The sequence below is a fragment of the Achromobacter sp. 1014246743 genome, assembly GCF_059760725.1.
Genome location: NZ_JCBANA010000004.1, coordinates 16,548 through 32,849, shown reverse-complemented (window position 1 = coordinate 32,849; position 16,302 = coordinate 16,548). Strand labels below are relative to the sequence as shown.

Annotated in this window: 13 protein-coding genes; 6 read left to right on the top strand and 7 right to left on the bottom strand. The window is 68.8% G+C overall.

The window, feature by feature from the left end; translation table 11 throughout:
• Positions 1 to 106 precede the first annotated feature (106 nt).
• Both AC6LJ2_RS02860 and AC6LJ2_RS02855 read right to left on the bottom strand, forming a co-directional pair.
• Positions 107 to 2,005: an ABC transporter ATP-binding protein gene (locus AC6LJ2_RS02860; protein WP_263911844.1), complete on the bottom strand. Its 1,899-nt coding sequence runs from the start codon at positions 2,003 to 2,005 to the stop codon at positions 107 to 109.
• Positions 2,006 to 2,591: 586 nt separating this feature from the next.
• The gene (locus tag AC6LJ2_RS02855) at positions 2,592 to 6,239 is read right to left on the bottom strand and encodes an ABC transporter ATP-binding protein/permease (protein ID WP_498150714.1); all 3,648 of its coding nucleotides are present in this window, start codon (positions 6,237 to 6,239) and stop codon (positions 2,592 to 2,594) included.
• A 95-nt stretch (positions 6,240 to 6,334) separates the two neighbouring features.
• Between AC6LJ2_RS02855 and AC6LJ2_RS02850 the strand changes: the two genes are divergently transcribed.
• Both AC6LJ2_RS02850 and AC6LJ2_RS02845 read left to right on the top strand, forming a co-directional pair.
• Complete coding sequence (locus AC6LJ2_RS02850) at positions 6,335 to 7,303, top strand: LysR substrate-binding domain-containing protein (protein WP_498150713.1); 969 nt, start codon at positions 6,335 to 6,337, stop codon at positions 7,301 to 7,303.
• 67 nt (positions 7,304 to 7,370) lie between these two features.
• Positions 7,371 to 7,859, top strand: coding sequence for a DUF4952 domain-containing protein (locus tag AC6LJ2_RS02845; RefSeq protein ID WP_263911849.1), 489 nt, complete (start codon positions 7,371 to 7,373; stop codon positions 7,857 to 7,859).
• A 42-nt stretch (positions 7,860 to 7,901) separates the two neighbouring features.
• Here the strand turns inward: AC6LJ2_RS02845 and AC6LJ2_RS02840 are convergent, their stop codons facing one another.
• Genes AC6LJ2_RS02840 through AC6LJ2_RS02830 form a run of 3 tightly spaced genes read right to left on the bottom strand, consistent with a single transcriptional unit; the run spans position 7,902 to position 10,468 of the window.
• Positions 7,902 to 8,693, bottom strand: coding sequence for an ABC transporter ATP-binding protein (locus AC6LJ2_RS02840; RefSeq protein WP_498150712.1), 792 nt, complete (start codon positions 8,691 to 8,693; stop codon positions 7,902 to 7,904).
• A complete protein-coding gene (locus AC6LJ2_RS02835) occupies positions 8,681 to 9,451 on the bottom strand; it encodes an ABC transporter permease (RefSeq protein WP_175194941.1) in 771 nt (256 codons plus the stop codon). Before AC6LJ2_RS02835 ends, AC6LJ2_RS02840 begins: the two co-directional genes overlap by 13 nt.
• Before the next feature lie 18 nt (positions 9,452 to 9,469).
• Positions 9,470 to 10,468 (bottom strand): aliphatic sulfonate ABC transporter substrate-binding protein, encoded by a 999-nt coding sequence (locus AC6LJ2_RS02830; protein ID WP_498150711.1) that lies wholly within the window; start codon positions 10,466 to 10,468, stop codon positions 9,470 to 9,472.
• A 203-nt stretch (positions 10,469 to 10,671) separates the two neighbouring features.
• On the opposite strand from AC6LJ2_RS02830, the gene AC6LJ2_RS02825 reads away from it, so the two are divergent.
• The 4 genes from AC6LJ2_RS02825 to AC6LJ2_RS02810 are packed head-to-tail and all read left to right on the top strand — an operon-like array spanning position 10,672 to position 14,244.
• Positions 10,672 to 11,859, top strand: coding sequence for an NAD(P)/FAD-dependent oxidoreductase (locus AC6LJ2_RS02825; RefSeq protein WP_445658750.1), 1,188 nt, complete (start codon positions 10,672 to 10,674; stop codon positions 11,857 to 11,859).
• The gene (locus tag AC6LJ2_RS02820) at positions 11,843 to 12,553 is read left to right on the top strand and encodes a HutD/Ves family protein (protein ID WP_498150710.1); all 711 of its coding nucleotides are present in this window, start codon (positions 11,843 to 11,845) and stop codon (positions 12,551 to 12,553) included. Before AC6LJ2_RS02825 ends, AC6LJ2_RS02820 begins: the two co-directional genes overlap by 17 nt.
• A 15-nt stretch (positions 12,554 to 12,568) precedes the next feature.
• Positions 12,569 to 13,318 carry an electron transfer flavoprotein subunit beta/FixA family protein gene (locus AC6LJ2_RS02815; RefSeq protein ID WP_445658752.1) on the top strand — a complete coding sequence of 250 codons (750 nt, stop codon included), beginning with the start codon at positions 12,569 to 12,571 and terminating at the stop codon, positions 13,316 to 13,318.
• On the top strand, positions 13,318 to 14,244 hold the full coding sequence (locus tag AC6LJ2_RS02810; protein ID WP_498150709.1) for an electron transfer flavoprotein subunit alpha/FixB family protein: 927 nt from the start codon (positions 13,318 to 13,320) through the stop codon (positions 14,242 to 14,244). Before AC6LJ2_RS02815 ends, AC6LJ2_RS02810 begins: the two co-directional genes overlap by 1 nt.
• Positions 14,245 to 14,343: 99 nt before the next feature.
• On the opposite strand, the gene AC6LJ2_RS02805 is transcribed toward AC6LJ2_RS02810, so the two are convergent.
• Positions 14,344 to 15,357 carry a LysR family transcriptional regulator gene (locus tag AC6LJ2_RS02805; protein ID WP_445658754.1) on the bottom strand — a complete coding sequence of 338 codons (1,014 nt, stop codon included), beginning with the start codon at positions 15,355 to 15,357 and terminating at the stop codon, positions 14,344 to 14,346.
• 26 nt (positions 15,358 to 15,383) lie between these two features.
• Complete coding sequence (hutG, locus tag AC6LJ2_RS02800) at positions 15,384 to 16,184, bottom strand: N-formylglutamate deformylase (RefSeq protein WP_263911858.1); 801 nt, start codon at positions 16,182 to 16,184, stop codon at positions 15,384 to 15,386.
• Between the last annotated feature and the right edge of the window lie 118 nt (positions 16,185 to 16,302).

Genomic DNA, 16,302 nt, shown 5'->3' with positions numbered 1-16,302 from the left:
GACGAATGGGCTTGATGAATAGGCCAAAAAAAGCCTGAAACTCAGGCCAAAAAAATGGGCCTGACATACGTCAGGCCCATTTGTCATCTGCGGCGTTGCCGGCGCATTACTTGCCGAAGGCAAAGGACGTTTCGTCCTGGTCCTCGGCCTCGCCATCCGTTTTCACGGGCGTGGGCTGGGCGCCATCGGCCAGCATTTCCGCCTGCGTCAGGCCCTTGGTCAGTTCCAGGGCCTGGCGCTCGAACAGGCGCCGGTACAAGCCGCCCTTCAAACGGATCAGCTGGTCATGGCTGCCTTCTTCGATGATGCGGCCACGGTCCATCACCAGCAGGCGATCCAGCGCGCGCACGGTCGACAGGCGGTGCGCGACCACCAGCGTGGTGCGGCCGACCATCAGGCGTTCCATGGCCTGCTGGATGAGCACTTCGCTTTCGCTGTCCAGGCTTGAGGTGGCCTCGTCCAGGATCAGGATGGGCGCGTCCGCCAGGAACGCCCGCGCAATCGCCACGCGCTGGCGCTCGCCGCCCGACAGCTTCACGCCGCGTTCGCCGACCAGCGTTTCGTAGCCTTTGGGCAGCGCCATGATGAAGTCATGCGCGCTGGCCAGCCGTGCGGCCTTTTCGATATCGGCCTGCGTGGCGCCGGGACGGGCGTAGGCGATGTTCTCGGCCAGGGTGCGGTGGAACAGCACCGGTTCCTGCTGCACGATCGCGATCTGGCTGCGCAGCGACGACTGCTTCACCTGGGCGATGTCCTGCCCGTCGATGGTGATGCGGCCGCCATTGACGTCATACAGGCGCTGGATCAGCTTGATGAAGGTGGTCTTGCCCGAGCCGGAATGGCCGACCAGCCCGACGCGTTCGCCCGGGGCGATGCGCGCCGAAAAATGGTCGTACAGCGCGGTGTCGTGCCGGCCGTAGCGGAACGTGACGTCTTCGAAGCGGATCTCGCCCGCGCCGATGCGGATCGCGCCCGCGCCAGGACGATCGTCCACCCCCAGGGGGTGCCTGTCCATCGCCACCAGTTCTTCCATGTCGTTGACCGAGCGCTGCAGGTTGCGGATGTGCATGCCGACGTCGCGCAGATGGCCCTGCAGCATGAAGAACATGGTCAGCGCGAAGGTGATGTCACCGACGCTGGCCTGGTTGCGCGACCACAGGAACAGCGATGCGCCCAGGATGCCGGCCTGCATTGCCACGAGCATCGCGCCCTGGACTCCACCGTTGATAGTGGCGCGGACCCAGGTGCGGCGCGTGCGGCGGCGCCACTTGTCGACGACGCGGCCCAGCCGGGTTTCTTCGCGCGTTTCGGCGCCGAAGGCCTTGACGACCGGGTTGCAACTGACGGCATCGGCCAGGGCGCCGCCCATGCGCGTATCCCAGGCGTTGCCCAGCCGCGCGGCCGGCGCGACGTAGCCCAGGGACAGCGTGGCGGTGACGGCGATGTACAGCACCGACCCCAGGCCGACGACCAGGCCCATGATGGGCCAGTGCACGCCGAGCAGGGCGGTGGCGCCGACGAGCATGACGACGGACGGCAGCAGGGCCACCAGCAAGGTGTCGTTCAGGACGTCGACGGCCCACATGCCGCGAGTGATCTTGCGCACGGTCGAGCCGGCAAAGCTGTTGGCATGCCAGTCGGTGGAAAAGCGCTGGACCCGGTAGAAGGCGTTGGACACCATTTCATTCATCATCTTCAGGGTGAAGGTGATGATGTTCTGGAAGACACCCTGGCGCAGCAGGGTGCCGCCGATGCCCAGGGCGATCAGCAACCAGAACGAGGTGATGGCCGCGCCCCAGATCATGTCGTCGGCCGCGGCGCCGGAGGCGACGGCGTCGACCAGGCGGCCGGCGTACAGCGGGGTGAGGACGTCGGCCAATGCGGAGAGCAATGCCAGGCCGATGATGACGGCGGTGCGCCAGGGCTGGGCGCGCCAATAGCGGAAGGTAAAGCCGAGGACGTCCTTGAAGGCTTGTCCTCGCAGATCGATTTTTGTTCGATTCATTGCGATTGGCCGGCAACGCGGGGATGCCGGATTCCTTTTGGGAAAGGGGGTGATACGACCTGCGCAGCGAGGCGCGGGCATTGCGTTCAAGGGTTTGGGGCGGGCACGGAGGACCAGTCGCCAAATAGCATGGCGATGGGTCCGCGCGGGCGACGACTACTTAATGGCGTCGCGGAGATACGCGCGGGATGGCGGTATGCGGATTTGTCATCTTGCGCCTCCCAGGTGTAGGTGAAGGGGAAAAACATGGGCGTAGGCCCGGATTGATGATTCTATAGAAATGGTGTAGGGGAATCAACCCGGGGGCTGGCGGCCTGTGGGGTTTTTCTAACGGTTGCCGGTAACGGTTGCCGGTGTTTGCTGGCCGGGGCCGCGTTCTGAAGACGCCCGTCGCGGCGGGGATGGGGGAGCGCGGGGCTACGATTGCGGGCGTTGGGGCGGGTGGTTTGCCTGGCGTTTTGTTGAGGGGCTTGCCCGTCTTCTGAGGGTCTTGCGGGGTCGCCCAAATCGGCCGCGCGGGCGGCCTTCTTGGGCGCAGGGGTGTCGGTGCGTCGGGAGGGGGACGCACTGTCTTGGTGGTGGTGAGTTACGTTGGTATCGACGCCGCGTTGCCCGTGTTGCGATCCTGCGCGTACGCGCCCTGGTGGCTGGCGAGTTTGGCGTAGGCGCCTTGTCTGCGCAGCAGTTGGTCGTGGGTGCCGGCTTCGGCGAGGGTGCCGTTTTCCAGGACCAGGATCAGGTCGGCGTCGCGGATGGTGGAGAGACGGTGGGCGATGACCAGGGTGGTGCGGTGGCGCATCAGGAGGTCGAGGGCGCCGCGGACCTGCATTTCGGACAGGGTGTCCAGGTGCGAGGTGGCTTCGTCCAGGATCAGGACGGGGGCGTTTTTCAGGAAGGCGCGGGCGATGGAGATGCGTTGGCGTTGGCCGCCGGACAGTTGCATGCCGCGTTCGCCGACGCGGGTGGCCAGGCCGTCGGGCAGGGTGGCGACGAAGGACGTGAGCGCGGCCTGGTCCAGGGCGCGGGCAAGGTCTTCGCGGCTGGCGTCGGGGCGGGCCAGGCGGATGTTGCCTTCGAGGGTGTCGTTGAAGAGGTAGGTGTCTTGGGTCACCAGGGCGACGCGTTCGCGCAGGCCGTCGAGGTTGAGCTGGCGGACGTCGACGCCGTCGAGTCTGACGGTGCCCTGGCGTGGGTCCCAGAAACGCAGGAGCAGGCTGGCGACGGTGCTTTTGCCGGCGCCGGAGGCGCCGACGATGGCGACGGTGGCGCCGGCGGGGACGGTGAAGGTCAGGTCGCGCAGGGTGTCCTGTTGCTTGCCGGGGTAGGCGAAGTGGACGTGGTCGAAGGCGAGGGACAGGCCGTGGGGGGCGATGGGCGGAGGCAGGGGGCCGTCGGTGACGGGCTCGGGTTCGTTGTTGACGACGTGCAGGCGGCGCGTGGCGGCGATGGTGTCGGCCAGCTGGCGGCTGACCTGCGAGATTTCGGAGACGGGCAGGAAGGTGGCCAGGGCAATGAGGACCAGCAGGGGCAGCATGCTGGCGGACAGGGCGCCGGCGGACACTTGCAGGGCGCCGACGACGGCGACGGCCAGGCCGCCCAGGCCCATGGCGACTTCGAACCAGGCGGTCTGGCGCGAGAGGTCGCGCAGGATGTCCAGGCGGCGGCCGCGGTATTGGTGGGCGACCTTGAGGAATTCGTCGCGGCGCCGGCCGGTGGCCTGGAAGGCGGTGAGGTCGGCCAGGCCCTGGATGGTGTCGGTGGTGTGGGCGCTCATTTCGCCCAGGGCGTGGCGGGCGCGGTCGCCCAGGGCGTCGACCTTGCGGCGGCCGCTGATGGGCGAGACCAGGGCGTAGGCCAGGAAGGGCAGCAGGGCCAGGGCAACGGGCCAGCTGTAGACGGCCAGGAAACCCAGGACGGACAGGGGCACCAGGACCGAGACGATGGCGGGCGCAATGGTGTGGGCGTAGAAGTACTCGACCATTTCGACATCTTGCGTGGCCAGGGCGACGAGGTCGCCGGAGCGCCGTTGCAGCAGGTAGGCGGGGGCCAGGCGTTCGAGCTTGTCGTAGAGCTTGACGCGCATGTCGGCCAGCAGTTGATAGGCCATGGCATGGGCGAGCCAGGATTCGAGCCAATGGAACAGGGCGGCGAGCGGGGCGGCGATGAGCAGGCCGGTGATGAGGGCGCCGGTGTCGCGGCCGTCGCGGATGGCGGCGACGACGAGGGCGCTCAGCACGCCTACGCCGATGAAGGCGGCCACGCGCGCCACGCCCAGGAGGATGGTGGCGATGAGGGTGCCGCGCCACGGGCGCACCACGGACAGCAGGGTGCCGAGCGTGGCGCGCCAGCCGACCTGTTCGGCGTCGGCGTCCAGCGGGCGCAGGGCGGGGCCCTGGCCGCCGCCGCTGTCATTGCCTGCGTTGTCGCCGGCATCGGCGGGTGTCCGGGCGCGGGCGATGTCGGTGGGGGCGAGCCGGGAATCGCTGGCGGCGGCCGGCGGGGCGGCCAGGGCGACGGCCTGTTCGTGCATCAGGCGGTAGTACAGGCCATGCTGCTGCATCAGGTCGGCGTGGGGGCCTTGTTCGACGACGCGGCCCTGGTCGAGCACCAGGCAGCGGTCGGCGCCGATGACGCTGGCCAGGCGGTGCGCCAGGATGAGGGTGGTGCGGCCGGCCATGAGGCGGTCCAGGGCCTGTTGGATCAGGGCTTCGTTTTCGGTGTCGACGGACGAGAGCGCTTCGTCCAGGATCAGGATGGGGGCGTCGCGCAGCAGGGCGCGGGCGATGGCTACGCGCTGGCGCTGGCCGCCCGACAGCTGCAGGCCGCGTTCGCCGATGCGGGTGGCGTAGCCTTGCGGCAGCGCCATGATGAAGTCGTCGATGTTGGCGGCACGCGCAGCGGCGCGCACCTGTTCGTGGGTGGCGTCGGGGCGGCCCAGGCGCAGGTTGTCGTCGATGGTGCCGTGGAACAGCGTGATGTCCTGGCTGACCAGGGCCATGTGGCTGAGCAGCGTCTGGGTATCGATCTGGTTGACGTCGCGGCCGCCGACGCGGATGGCGCCGGCCTGGGGCACGCATTCGCGCAGCAACAGGCGCACGATGGTGGACTTGCCGGCGCCGCTGGGGCCGACGATGCCGACGCGTTCACCGGCCGCGATGCGCAAGGACAGGCCCTGGTGGGCGTGGCGTTCCGGGGTGTACGAGAAGGCGACGTTGTCGAATTCGATGGTGGGGTCCAGCCGCGCGGGGGCGGTGGCCGCGTGGACCTGGGGCGCGGCGGTCAGGGGGCGGGCGTCCATCAACGCATGGATGCTGAGTGCGGCGGACTGGCCGAGCATGCCGCGGTGCAGGACCGAGCGCAGGTCGCGCAGCGGGCGGAAGATTTCGGTGCCGGCCATCAGCACGATCAACAGGGCTTCGACGCTCATGTCGCCAGCCGCCACGCGCCAGGCGCCGACGGTCAGCGCCAGCGCGGCGCCCAGCGCCACGCCCAGGTCGCTGATGCCGCGGGTGAGCAGGCTGACGGACAGGACCCAGAAGGTGTTGTCGGACAGCTTGCGGGCGCGGGCAGCCAGGCGTTCGCCCCAGGCCTTGCCCTGGCCGTAGGATTTGAGGGTGGGCAGGCCCTGCACGGCGTCCAGGAATTCCTCGCCGAATTCATTCAGCGAACGGGTGCGCGCCAGGCTGGCGCGGCGGTCGAGCATGTGCACGGCCATCGGGCCGAACAGCGCGAACAGCGCGGCCACGAGGAACACCGACGCGGTGGGCACGTCCCAGAAGGCGATGACGGCGAAGATGGCGAACGGCGCGGCCGCGGCGATGGCCACCTGAGGCAGGTACTGGCCGAAGAAGGTCTGCAACTGCTCGACACCGTCCACGACGGTGAGCATGACGCCGCCGGTGCGCTGGTTGGCGAACCAGGCCGGGCCCAGCGCCACGATGCGGTCGTACAGCCGCGCGCGCAGCGCCTGCTGCACGTCGGCCGAGCAGCGGTTGGCCTGCACCGTGCGCAGGTGGTCGAACAGGGCGCGCAGCAGCACCATGGCGCCAGCGCACAGGGCGGGCGTCAGCCATTGCTGCCACGGGGCGCCGTCGAACACGCGCGCCAGAAGCTGGCCCAGGAAGACGTAGCGGGCGATGCCTGCGGCCAAGGCCAGCAGGCCCAGGAAAATGCCGCCCGCCATGGCGGCGCGCAAGCCTTCGGTCAATCGCCAAAGCCTGGAATCGAAATACATATCAATGCTCCCTCAGAAGCCTGAATGGTCACGCATCCGGCAGCGGCGGAAAAGCGATAGTTATTCAATCATGGGTTGAGATAAACTCAACCCCTATGCCTGATCTGCCTACCCACACGCCGCCGCTGGCCGCCCTGCGCGCCTTTGAAACCGTTGCCCGCCTGGGCAGCCTGAGTCGGGCAGCGGTTGAACTGCACGTGACCAAAAGCGCCGTCAGCCACCAGTTGCGGGCGCTGGAAGCCGACCTGGGCGTCAGCCTGCTGCGGCGCGGGGGCACGGTGCGGCGCGCGGAAACCACCGAGGCGGGCGCTGCGTTGCTGGCGTCGGTACAACAAGCCTTGACCCTGCTGGAGACCGCCTGCCGCAATGCGCGGGCCAGCGCGCGGGGCAAGCGCCGCTACAACCTGAACGTGTCGGCCAACCCGTCGCTGGCGGCGCTGTGGCTGGCGCCGCGCATTGGCCGGTTCATCGCATTGCACCCGGACATCGACATCCAGGTGTTCCTGCACGCCAGCCAGGACCCGGCCTGGAAGGCGCAGGACATCGACCTGGCCTTTCTGCACGTGCGCGCCCTGGGCCCGCACCTGGCCGCGCCGGGCGACATTCCACTGATGACCGAAACCGTGGTGCCGGTGTGCAGCCCGGCGCTGGTGGCGCCGCAGGATCGCGACGACCCCGGGGTCTTCGCGCGCCATCGCTGGCTGGAAGAAAAGCATATCGACAGCCCCGAAACCGACTGGCGCACCTGGCGGCCGCGCCTGGGCCTGCCGGAAAGCGCCGGCCAGGACCCGCTGGTGCTGTCGGGCCTGAGCACGGTGGTGGCGGCCGCCGCGGCGGGCGTGGGCATCGCGCTGGGCCGCGCGCCGCTGATCGACGAAGAACTGGCAAGCGGCCGGCTGGTGGCGCTGACGCCGCGCCTGCGCATGCCGGGGTCGTGGGGCTATGTGATGCGCATCCATGCCAACCGGCCGATGGACGCGTCGCTGCCGGCGCTGGTGGAATTCCTGGCCGAAGAGGGGCGCGCCGCCGCGGCGTGGCAGAATCCGGTGGCGGCGCGTGCGTAGCGCGCCGACCCGCGGCGCCCTCTGGCGAAAAGGCAAGTGTCCGCGGCCCGTTCCTGTCGAGGCGTCCTTGAATCCCCTGGTCGAATTGCTGTTGCGTCCGTTGCGCGTTGTGTTGCTGCCACTGGCCTTGCTGGCATGGCCGTGCCTGGTGTTGCCAGCGTTGTGGCTGCCATCGCCCGCCCTGGCGCAGGCCGCCCCTACGCCGGGCTGCGAGGATTTCCTGGCCGCGTTGGGCGACAAGCCCGACTTCATCGAATACCAGGGTTGCCGCCTGGAAATGCGTGTGCAGGGCAAGCCGCTGGTGGCGCGCTACCGGGTGGACGGCGCCGCAGCCGCGCTGGCCGAAAGCTATCTGCGGCGTCAGTTCGGCATGCCGCCGCTGCAATTCCAGTGCTGCGGTTGGCAGACACCGCCGCAGTTCTGGCGCGATTTGCGCACGGGGGAGGGCTACACGATTGGTTTCGGTTCCGAAGAAACCCTGCTGTCGTCCCGTTCGCAATGGAGCCAGATTCCCAGCTTTCATATCCGGGTCGAGCGCTACACGGAAGAGCCCTGACGGGCGGGCACGGCCTGGGCCGCGCCCGCCGGCGTTGCCGCCCTAGCCGTCGGCCAGTTCCATGCCGCGCGTCACTTCTTCCTGCACCCGTTCCCAGATGGCGCGCTTGAGTTCCACGAAGCGCGGCGACAGCTGCACGTCCGCGCTGCGCGGGTGCGGCAGGTCGTTCTGGATATCCTGCACGATGCGACCGGGCTTGGACCCCATGACCGCCATGCGGGTGGACAGCGTCAGGGCCTCGTCGATGGAATGGGTGATGAAGACAATGGTCTTGCCGCTCTGCTCGTAGATCGACAGCAGCTGTTCCTGCAGCACCTGCCGCGTCATGGCGTCCAGCGCGGCAAACGGCTCGTCGAACAGCATCACGTCCGGGTCGTTGGCCAGCACCCGCGCGATGGACACGCGCTGCTTCATGCCGCCGGACAGCGCATGCGGGTATTTGTCGGCCGCCTGCTTCAGGCCCACCATCTCGATGTATTTGCGGGCGATGGGGGCGCGCTCCGCGCGGGACAGGCCGCGCATCTTCAGGCCGAATTCCACGTTTTCCTGCACCGTGCGCCAGGGGAACAGGGCGTATTGCTGGAACACCATGCCGCAGGCCGCGGTGACGTCCGTGACCGGCTTGCCGTTCACCGTCACCGTGCCCGTGTTGGGGGTGATGAAGCCGGCCATCAGGTTCAGCAAGGTGGACTTGCCGCAGCCCGAGGCGCCCAGCAGCACCAGGAATTCGCCGCGCTTGACCGACAGGTCCACCTTGTCCAGCACGGTGATGTCGCCATACGCCTTGGACACGTCCTGCAGGCGGATCATCGTGTCGTTGCTTATCGTTGCCATGCCAGTACCCATCGTTCAAGTAGACGCAGACAGAGGTCCGTGACCAGCACGGTGAAGCTGATCAGCACCATGCCCAGCACCACGGTGTCGGTCTGGAAGAATTCCTTGCCGTTCATGATCATGAAGCCCAGGCCTTCCTTGGACGCGACCAGTTCGGCCGAGATGACGCAGGTCCAGGACAGGCCCAGGATGATCTTCATGCCCGACAGGATCTGCGGCAGGCAGCCGGGAAACAGCACTTCGCGCATCACCTGCCAGCGGTTGGCGCCCAGGTTGCGCGCGGCCCGCACCAGCACGGGGTCGATGCTGCGCGAGGCTTCCATCACGTAGAGCAGGGCGGGCACGAACGAACCCATGAAGACGATGCTGTACTTCTGCGTTTCGGTGATGCCGAACCACAGCAGCGACAGCGGAATCCAGCTCATGGACGGCAGCGGGCGCAGGAACGAGATGATGGGGTCGAACACGGCGCGCGCCACCTTGGACGTGCCCAGCAGGATGCCCAGCGGAATGGCTACTGCCACGGCCGCCAGAAAGCCCACCATCACGCGCCGGGTCGAGGCCAGCACGTTGTAGAACAAGGTGCCCTGGTCGGACATCGACAGGGCGCGGGCCAGCACCTGCGACGGCGCGGGCAGGAAGATCGGGTCGACCGCGCCGGCGCGGCACAGGCCTTCCCACAACAGCAGGAAACACAGCAGGGACACCACGCTGACCCAGATCAGCGTGGTATCGCGGGGAGCGGTACGCGTGGACATGAGGCGACGGCTCCGGGCTTACAGGTACGAGGCCTGGACCCAGTCCTTGACCGTGGGCGCGCGGTCGATCTGCTTCAGGGACACCAGCATCTCGGCCAGCTTCTGCATGCCGCTGACGAAATTGCCCGGGTCCACCATCAGCGCCTTCTGGTCGGCCGCGCTGTACCACTGGGTCTGCTTGATGACGCCCAACTGGTCCTCACGCGACAGGCCGGTCAGTTCCAGCAGCACGCCGGCCGCTTCCTGCGGCTGTTCGGTCAGCATCGTATTGGCCTGGAACACGGCCGCCAGGAACTTGCGCACGGCCTCGGGGTTGTCCTGGCCCAGCTTGGCGCGGGTCAGCAGCACGTCCGGGCCGGGCGTGATGGCGAATTGCTTGTAGAGCGAGAAGGCGGTGTCGTCCAGCAGCACGCGGGTGCCGGGCACGGCCTTGATGCGGTCGAAGGCCGGCGTCCAGGCCACCGCCGCATCGATCTGCTTGCCCTGGTAGGCCGACAGGATGTTGGTGGCGGGCAGGTTGATGATGGACACGTCGCGGTCCGGGTCCAGCCCGGCCTGGCGCAACACGTCCAGCAGCAGCACGTGGGCGCTCGACGCGTAGGTGACGCCGATCTTCTTGCCCTTCAGGTCGGCGATCGACTTGACGTCGTCGCGCATCAGCACGCCTTCGGCGCGGCCGAAATTGTTGGGCGTGGCGATCACCTGGAACTGGCGGGCGCCCGCGGCCATCAGGGCCAGCGACGAGACCACGCCGGTGCCGGCCAGGTCGATGTTGCCGGCCATCACGGCGCTCATCCGGTCGGACGAGGTGGCAAAGCTCTGCCACTTGATGTCCAGGCCCTGCTTGGCGAACAGGCCCGTCTTCAGGGCGATGTAGGCCGAGTAATGGCCCAGCCAGGCCGAGCCGCCGTAGGTGCAGGACGCCCCGGTGGCGCGGCCGATCATCGGAAAGCCCAAGGCGCTGGCCCCGGCCAGCGCGGCGGTGCGGACCAGCATGGCGCGGCGATTCATGTTCATGCGATTTCCCCTGCTTGAATGGTGATGGACTGAACGACTGATGTCGCCGGCACTCTGCGGTGCGGCTGCCCAGACTTTCGCCCGCCGCCGGAGCGCCGGCCTGTATATAAGCAATGCCGATGCTCTAAATCCAACGCGCTTATATTTCGATGGCCCGGGAAACGCGGGTTCACACTCCGGCCACTTGTTCTTGGAGCCAAGTCGTGAAAAGTTATGACGTGATCGTGATCGGGGCGGGCGTGATCGGCAGTTCGGTGGCCTTCCACCTGGCCGCGTTGGGGGCGAAGGATGTGCTGGTGCTGGATCGCGCGACGATCGGCGCGGGCACCACCTCGCAATCGTCCGGCATTCTGCGCACCCACTATTCGGTGCGCGAGAACGTGGAACTGGCCCAGCGCTCATGGGGCGTGTTCAACGATTTCGCCAACTATCTGGGCGACGACGAAGCCTCGTGCGGCCTGGTCAAGTGCGGCTACCTGATCAGCGCGGCCGACAACGACAAGCTGGAACCGCTGCGCAGTGCGCTGGCGCAGCAGCAGGCCCAGGGCATCGCGCTTGAATTGCTGAACGCCGCGCAGGCGCGTGAGCTGTTGCCGATCGCCACCTTCGACGACGCCGCATTGATCGGCTTCGAACCGGACGCCGGCTTTGCCGATGCTTATCTAGTGGCCACCAGCTTTGCGCGCGGCGCCCGCCGCCGCGGCGTCACCATCCGCGAAAACGTCGACGTGCAGCGCCTGCTGGTCGAGAACGGCCGGGTCACCGGCGTGTCCACGTCCGAAGGCGATTTCGCCAGCCCGCTCGTCATCAGCACGCAGAACATCTGGACTTCGGAACTGGCCGCCTGGACGGGCGTGGCCATGCCCGTCATGCCCGAACGCCACGCCGTTCTGGCGCTGGAATGCGAGGCCGCGCCCTACACCTATTCGATGCCGGTCTACAAGGACCTGGCCTCTCCCGGCATGCTGTATTGCCGCAGCTATGGCGGCAACCAGATGCTGGTGAGCGAGGGCGTGGTGGGCGAAACCCTGCAGCACAGCGACGCCGAGCAAGGCGACATTGCGCTGGATTACGTGGCCGAGGTCGGCGCGCAGGTGGCCGAACGCTTTCCGGCCTATGAAACCGCCGGCCTGGCGTCGTCGTGGACGGGCGTGTACGACGTGACGCCGGACTGGAACCCGGTGCTGGGCCGGGTGCCTGGCGTCCAGGGGCTGGTGGTGGGGTTTGGCTTTTCGGGGCACGGTTTCAAGCTGTCGCCCACCGTGGGCCGGGTGCTGGCGCAGGAAGCGCTGGGCCTGGCCACCGACGTGTCGCTGGCGCCGTACGCGCTGAGCCGCTTTCAGCGCGGCGCGCTGCTGACCGGGAAGTACGGCCTTGGCGCAGTCTCCTGAGACCGGCGGCGCACGGCGGGGCTCTTGGCAGGCGCTGCCGCCCGAACCGTGGAAGAACGGCGGCGGCGTGACGCGCACGCTGGCCGCGGACACGGCCGAAGGCGCGGCGCCCCGATGGCGCCTCAGCGTCGCGGATATCACGCAGGACGGCCCGTATTCGCGCTTTGCGGGCGATGACCGCGTGTCGGTGGTGCTGTCCGGTGCAGGGGTGGTCCTGCGTGATGCAGGCGTCCCGCAGCGGGAGGGCAACGCGCAGATCCTGTTGCCGCCCGGCCAGCCCGTCGCCTTCGCGGGCGACGCGGCCTGGCACGGCACGCTGGTCGACGGCCCGGTGCAGGTGTTGAACCTGTTCGTGCGCCGCGGAGCGGCGCGGGCCTGGGTGCGCGGCGTGGGCCAGGGGCCCCAAGCCGGGCGGGCCGGGGTGGCCGCCGGCGCGCTGGCGGCTTGCGGCGCCGCGCGGCACCTGACGCTGTGCGTGGCGCACGTCGCGGGCGGCTGGCACACCCCGGAGGGCGTGACCGAGTTGGCCGCGGGCGAGTTCCTGCTGCGGCCGGCGGCGTGTACCGGCCACCCGGCGAATCCGGGTGGCCCCCGTGCCGCCGAAGGCCAGGCGGAAGACACCTATACGCCCATCCGCGGCGCGTCACCGCCGCCCCCCGGCCTGGCCGCCGTATTGCTGGACATTTTCTACTGACCCAGGAGTCTTTTCATGAAGGTAATTGCCGCGGTCAAGCGCGTGGTGGACTACAACGTCAACGTACGCGTCAAGGCCGATCAGACGGGTGTCGACATCGGCAACGTCAAGATGTCGATGAATCCGTTCGACGAGATCGCCGTCGAGGCCGCCGTGCGCCTGAAAGAGCAGGGCGTGGCCACCGAGGTGGTCGCGGTGACCTGCGGCGTCGCGGCCGCACAGGAAACGCTGCGCACGGCCTTGGCCATCGGCGCGGACCGGGGCGTGCTGGTGCAGACCGACGTTGCTTTGCAGCCCCTGGCGGTGGCCAAGCTGCTGCGCGCCGTGGTGGCGGCCGAGCAGCCGGCGCTGGTGATCCTGGGCAAGCAGGCCATCGACGACGACGCCTGCCAGACGGGCCAGATGCTGGCCGCGCTGCTGGGCTGGCCGCAAGCCACCCAGGCCAGCGCCATCCAGATCGAAGGCGGGCGCGCCCGCGTCACCCGCGAGGTCGACGGCGGCCTGGAAGTGGTGGACCTGGCGCTGCCGGCCGTCGTCACGGCCGACCTGCGCCTGAACGAACCGCGCTACGTCACGCTGCCCAACATCATGAAGGCCAAGAAAAAGCCCGTGGACGTGACCTCGCCCGAGGTGCTGGGGGTGGACCCGGCCTCGCGCCTGGAGACCCTGCGGGTGGAGCCGCCCGCAGCCCGCGCGCCCGGTATCAAGGTGGCCGACGTGGCCGCGCTGGTCGACAAACTCAAGCATGAAGCAAAGGTGATCTGATGACCGTCCTGGTAATTGCCGAACACGACGGGCGCACGCTGCACGGCGCCACCCTCAATGCCATCGCCGCCGCGGCCCGGCTGGCGCGGCCCATCCATGTGCTGGTGGCCGGCGACGGCGTGCAGGAGGTGGCCGATGCCGCCGCGCGCGTCGCGGGCGTGGCGCAGGTGCTGCTGGCCCAGGCGCCGCAGCTGGCCGACGGCCTGCCCGAGAACCTGGCTGCGCAGGCGGTGGCGCTGGCGGGCGGATACACGCACGTCTTCCTGGCCGCCACCGCGCAGGGCAAGAGCGTCGCGCCGCGCATTGCCGCGCTGCTGGACGTGGCGCAGGTCTCGGACGTGATCGACGTGCTGGGCGCCGATACCTTCAAGCGCCCCATCTACGCGGGCAACGCCATCGCCACGGTGCGCAGTGCGTACCCGGTGGTGGTGGCCACCATCCGCCCCACGGCCTTTGACGCGGCCGCCGGCGGCGGCAACGCGCCGGTGCAAAACGTGGCCGCCGTGGCCGATGCGGGCCTGGCGCGGGTCGTGAGTCGCGAGATCGTCACGTCCGAACGCCCCGACCTGGGCGGCGCGCGGACCGTGGTGTCGGGCGGGCGGGGCCTGGGCAGCGCGCAGCACTTCAAGCTGCTCGATCCGTTGGCGGAAAAGCTGGGGGCCGCACTGGGCGCCTCACGTGCCGCCGTGGATGCGGGCTACGCGCCCAACGACTGGCAAGTGGGGCAGACGGGCAAGATCGTCGCGCCCGAACTGTACGTGGCGGTGGGCATCTCGGGCGCCATCCAGCACCTGGCCGGCATGAAGGATTCCAAGACCATCGTCGCCATCAACAAGGACGGCGATGCACCGATCTTCGGCGTGGCCGATTACGGGCTGGTGGCGGATCTGTTCGAGGCCGTGCCGGCGCTGACCGCGGCGCTGTGAGGGGCGCACGCCCGTCGTCGACGGTGGGGCCGGTTCGCCAGCGGCCCAGGCCAGCGGATCGGCGCGCCGCCGGGCCGGCCCGCACAGGGCCTGGCGGGATCAACGCCGCAGGCTGCGCCAGAGCGTGGCCGGCGGCAAGCCGAGCGCGGGCGCGATGTCTTTGTGCACCAGCCGTTCCATGGCCACCAGGATGACGTCGCGCGCCTCGGTCGGCAGCTTGCCGACCTCCTGGGGGCGCGCCGCCAGGTAGAAGCTGCGCGACAGGCTGGCGTCGTCGCTGCGTCCCATGCCCAGGAACGGCGCCAGCGGCAGCACGCGCAACTGGTCGACGAAGTGGCGCGACTGCCAGACGCACAGCGGCGTGCTGATGCCGAAGCCCAGTCCGGCCGTGACCAGGCTGAGCAGCGGGTCGGTGTTGTCGAATTCAAAGGTGCGTTCGATCATCACGTCGTGCGCCTCGACCAGCCGGTCGATCTCGGCGCCGATGAACGAGCGGGCGCTGTAGCGGATGAACTGCGCGCGCTTGCCCAGCTCTTTCAGCGTGGTGATGCGGCCCATGTCCAGGGTGCGCGGCACGACCAGCACGTAGGGCTCGCTGAACAGGCTGGTCTTGCGGATGCCGGGTTTGCCGGTGGCGGCGCTGGTGGTGACCACCAGGTCCAGCTGCCGGTCTTCCAGCTGTTTGTCCAGCACGGGCGTGATGCCCGACCACAGGCGGATCTGGCGCGAGGCGCCCGACAGCCCATGGATCAGCGTCGGGCCCAGGGTGCCGGCAAACGAGTCCACGCAGCCGAAGCGCACGATGTTGCGTTTGGCGCGGCTGAGGTTGCGCACGCTTTCCGTCATGTCGCCGGCCTGTGCCAGCAGCCGGGCGGCGTGGTCGAACAGCAGTTCGCCGGCCGGCGTGGGACGCGCTGGCCGCGTGCTGCGGTCCAGCAGCTCGGTGGACATGGCCGTTTCCAGCTGCTTGATGCGCTGCGATACCGCCGCCTGGGACAGGTCCAGCAGCCGCGCCGCGCCGGACACCGACGCCGCTTCCACCACCGCCACCCAGGTGAGCAGCAGGCTCCACTCGGGATAGTTCTCGGTGGTGCTGACCGAAAAGCGGTTCATGGGAGGCGGCATCCAGCGGGGCGGGCTCAGCGCTTGCGGGCCAGCGTCTGCGCCAGCGCGGCCCGCACCAGGCCCTCTACCACGGGAATGACCTGGTTCGCGGCCTGCGCCTGGTAGCCGTAGGGGTAGGACTCGTCCATGTAGGTGGACTGGCACATTTCCAGCTGCACGGCGTGGATGTCTTCGGCCGGCGCACCGTACTGGCGCGTGATGTAGCCGCCCTTGAAGCGGCCGTTCACGGCCGAGGTGTAGCCGCAGCCCGGCAGGCGTTCGCCGATGGCGGCCAGGATGTCGGGCGCGCAGCTGGCGCCGTCGGCGGTGCCCAGGTTCAGGTCGGGCAGCTTGCCTTCGAACAGGCGCGGCAGCACGCTGGCGATGGAATGGGCTTCCCACAGCAGCACCGTGCCGTGTTCGGCGCGGATGCGGTCCAGTTCTTCGCGCAGCTTGGCGTGATAGGGCTGCCAGTAATGCTGCACGCGGTGCGCGCGTTCGTCGTCGGTCAGGGCGGCATCGCTCAGGTACAGCGGTTCGCCGCGGAAGGTGTGGGTCGGGCACAGGCCCGTCTTGGTCTGGCCGGGGTACAGGCTTGCGTCGTCGGGCGAGCGGTTCAGGTCCACCACGTAGCGCGAATAGCGCGCACCCAGCACCGAGGCGCCCAGCGCGTCGGCAAACTGGTATAGCGTGTCCAGGTGCCAGTCGGTGTCCCCGGACTGCTGGCCGACGGGCGTCATCCGGGCGCGCTGCGCGTCGGGAATCTGGCTGCCGAGATGGGGAATGGAGATCAGCAGCGGCGCGGACCCGCGGCTGAAGTGATAGATGTCGCTCAACGAAAACTCCGGGGTGTAAGGCGGTAAGGCAGGCGGCGCTGCGCCGGCTGGCTGCCGCTATGCTAGGCAGACGAATCGGCTGCGGGCATTTGCATCGTCAATGACGATGCTGAACATC

What these genes read in the sequence shown, in the direction of transcription:
- AC6LJ2_RS02860 (WP_263911844.1), bottom strand. Translation starts at nt 2,005, where the DNA reads ATGAATCGAACAAAAATCGATCTGCGAGGACAAGCCTTCAAGGACGTC.
- AC6LJ2_RS02855 (WP_498150714.1), bottom strand. Translation starts at nt 6,239, where the DNA reads ATGTATTTCGATTCCAGGCTTTGGCGATTGACCGAAGGCTTGCGCGCC.
- AC6LJ2_RS02850 (WP_498150713.1), top strand. Translation starts at nt 6,335, where the DNA reads ATGCCTGATCTGCCTACCCACACGCCGCCGCTGGCCGCCCTGCGCGCC.
- AC6LJ2_RS02840 (WP_498150712.1), bottom strand. Translation starts at nt 8,693, where the DNA reads ATGGCAACGATAAGCAACGACACGATGATCCGCCTGCAGGACGTGTCC.
- AC6LJ2_RS02835 (WP_175194941.1), bottom strand. Translation starts at nt 9,451, where the DNA reads ATGTCCACGCGTACCGCTCCCCGCGATACCACGCTGATCTGGGTCAGC.
- AC6LJ2_RS02830 (WP_498150711.1), bottom strand. Translation starts at nt 10,468, where the DNA reads ATGAACATGAATCGCCGCGCCATGCTGGTCCGCACCGCCGCGCTGGCC.
- AC6LJ2_RS02815 (WP_445658752.1), top strand. Translation starts at nt 12,569, where the DNA reads ATGAAGGTAATTGCCGCGGTCAAGCGCGTGGTGGACTACAACGTCAAC.
- AC6LJ2_RS02810 (WP_498150709.1), top strand. Translation starts at nt 13,318, where the DNA reads ATGACCGTCCTGGTAATTGCCGAACACGACGGGCGCACGCTGCACGGC.
- AC6LJ2_RS02805 (WP_445658754.1), bottom strand. Translation starts at nt 15,357, where the DNA reads ATGAACCGCTTTTCGGTCAGCACCACCGAGAACTATCCCGAGTGGAGC.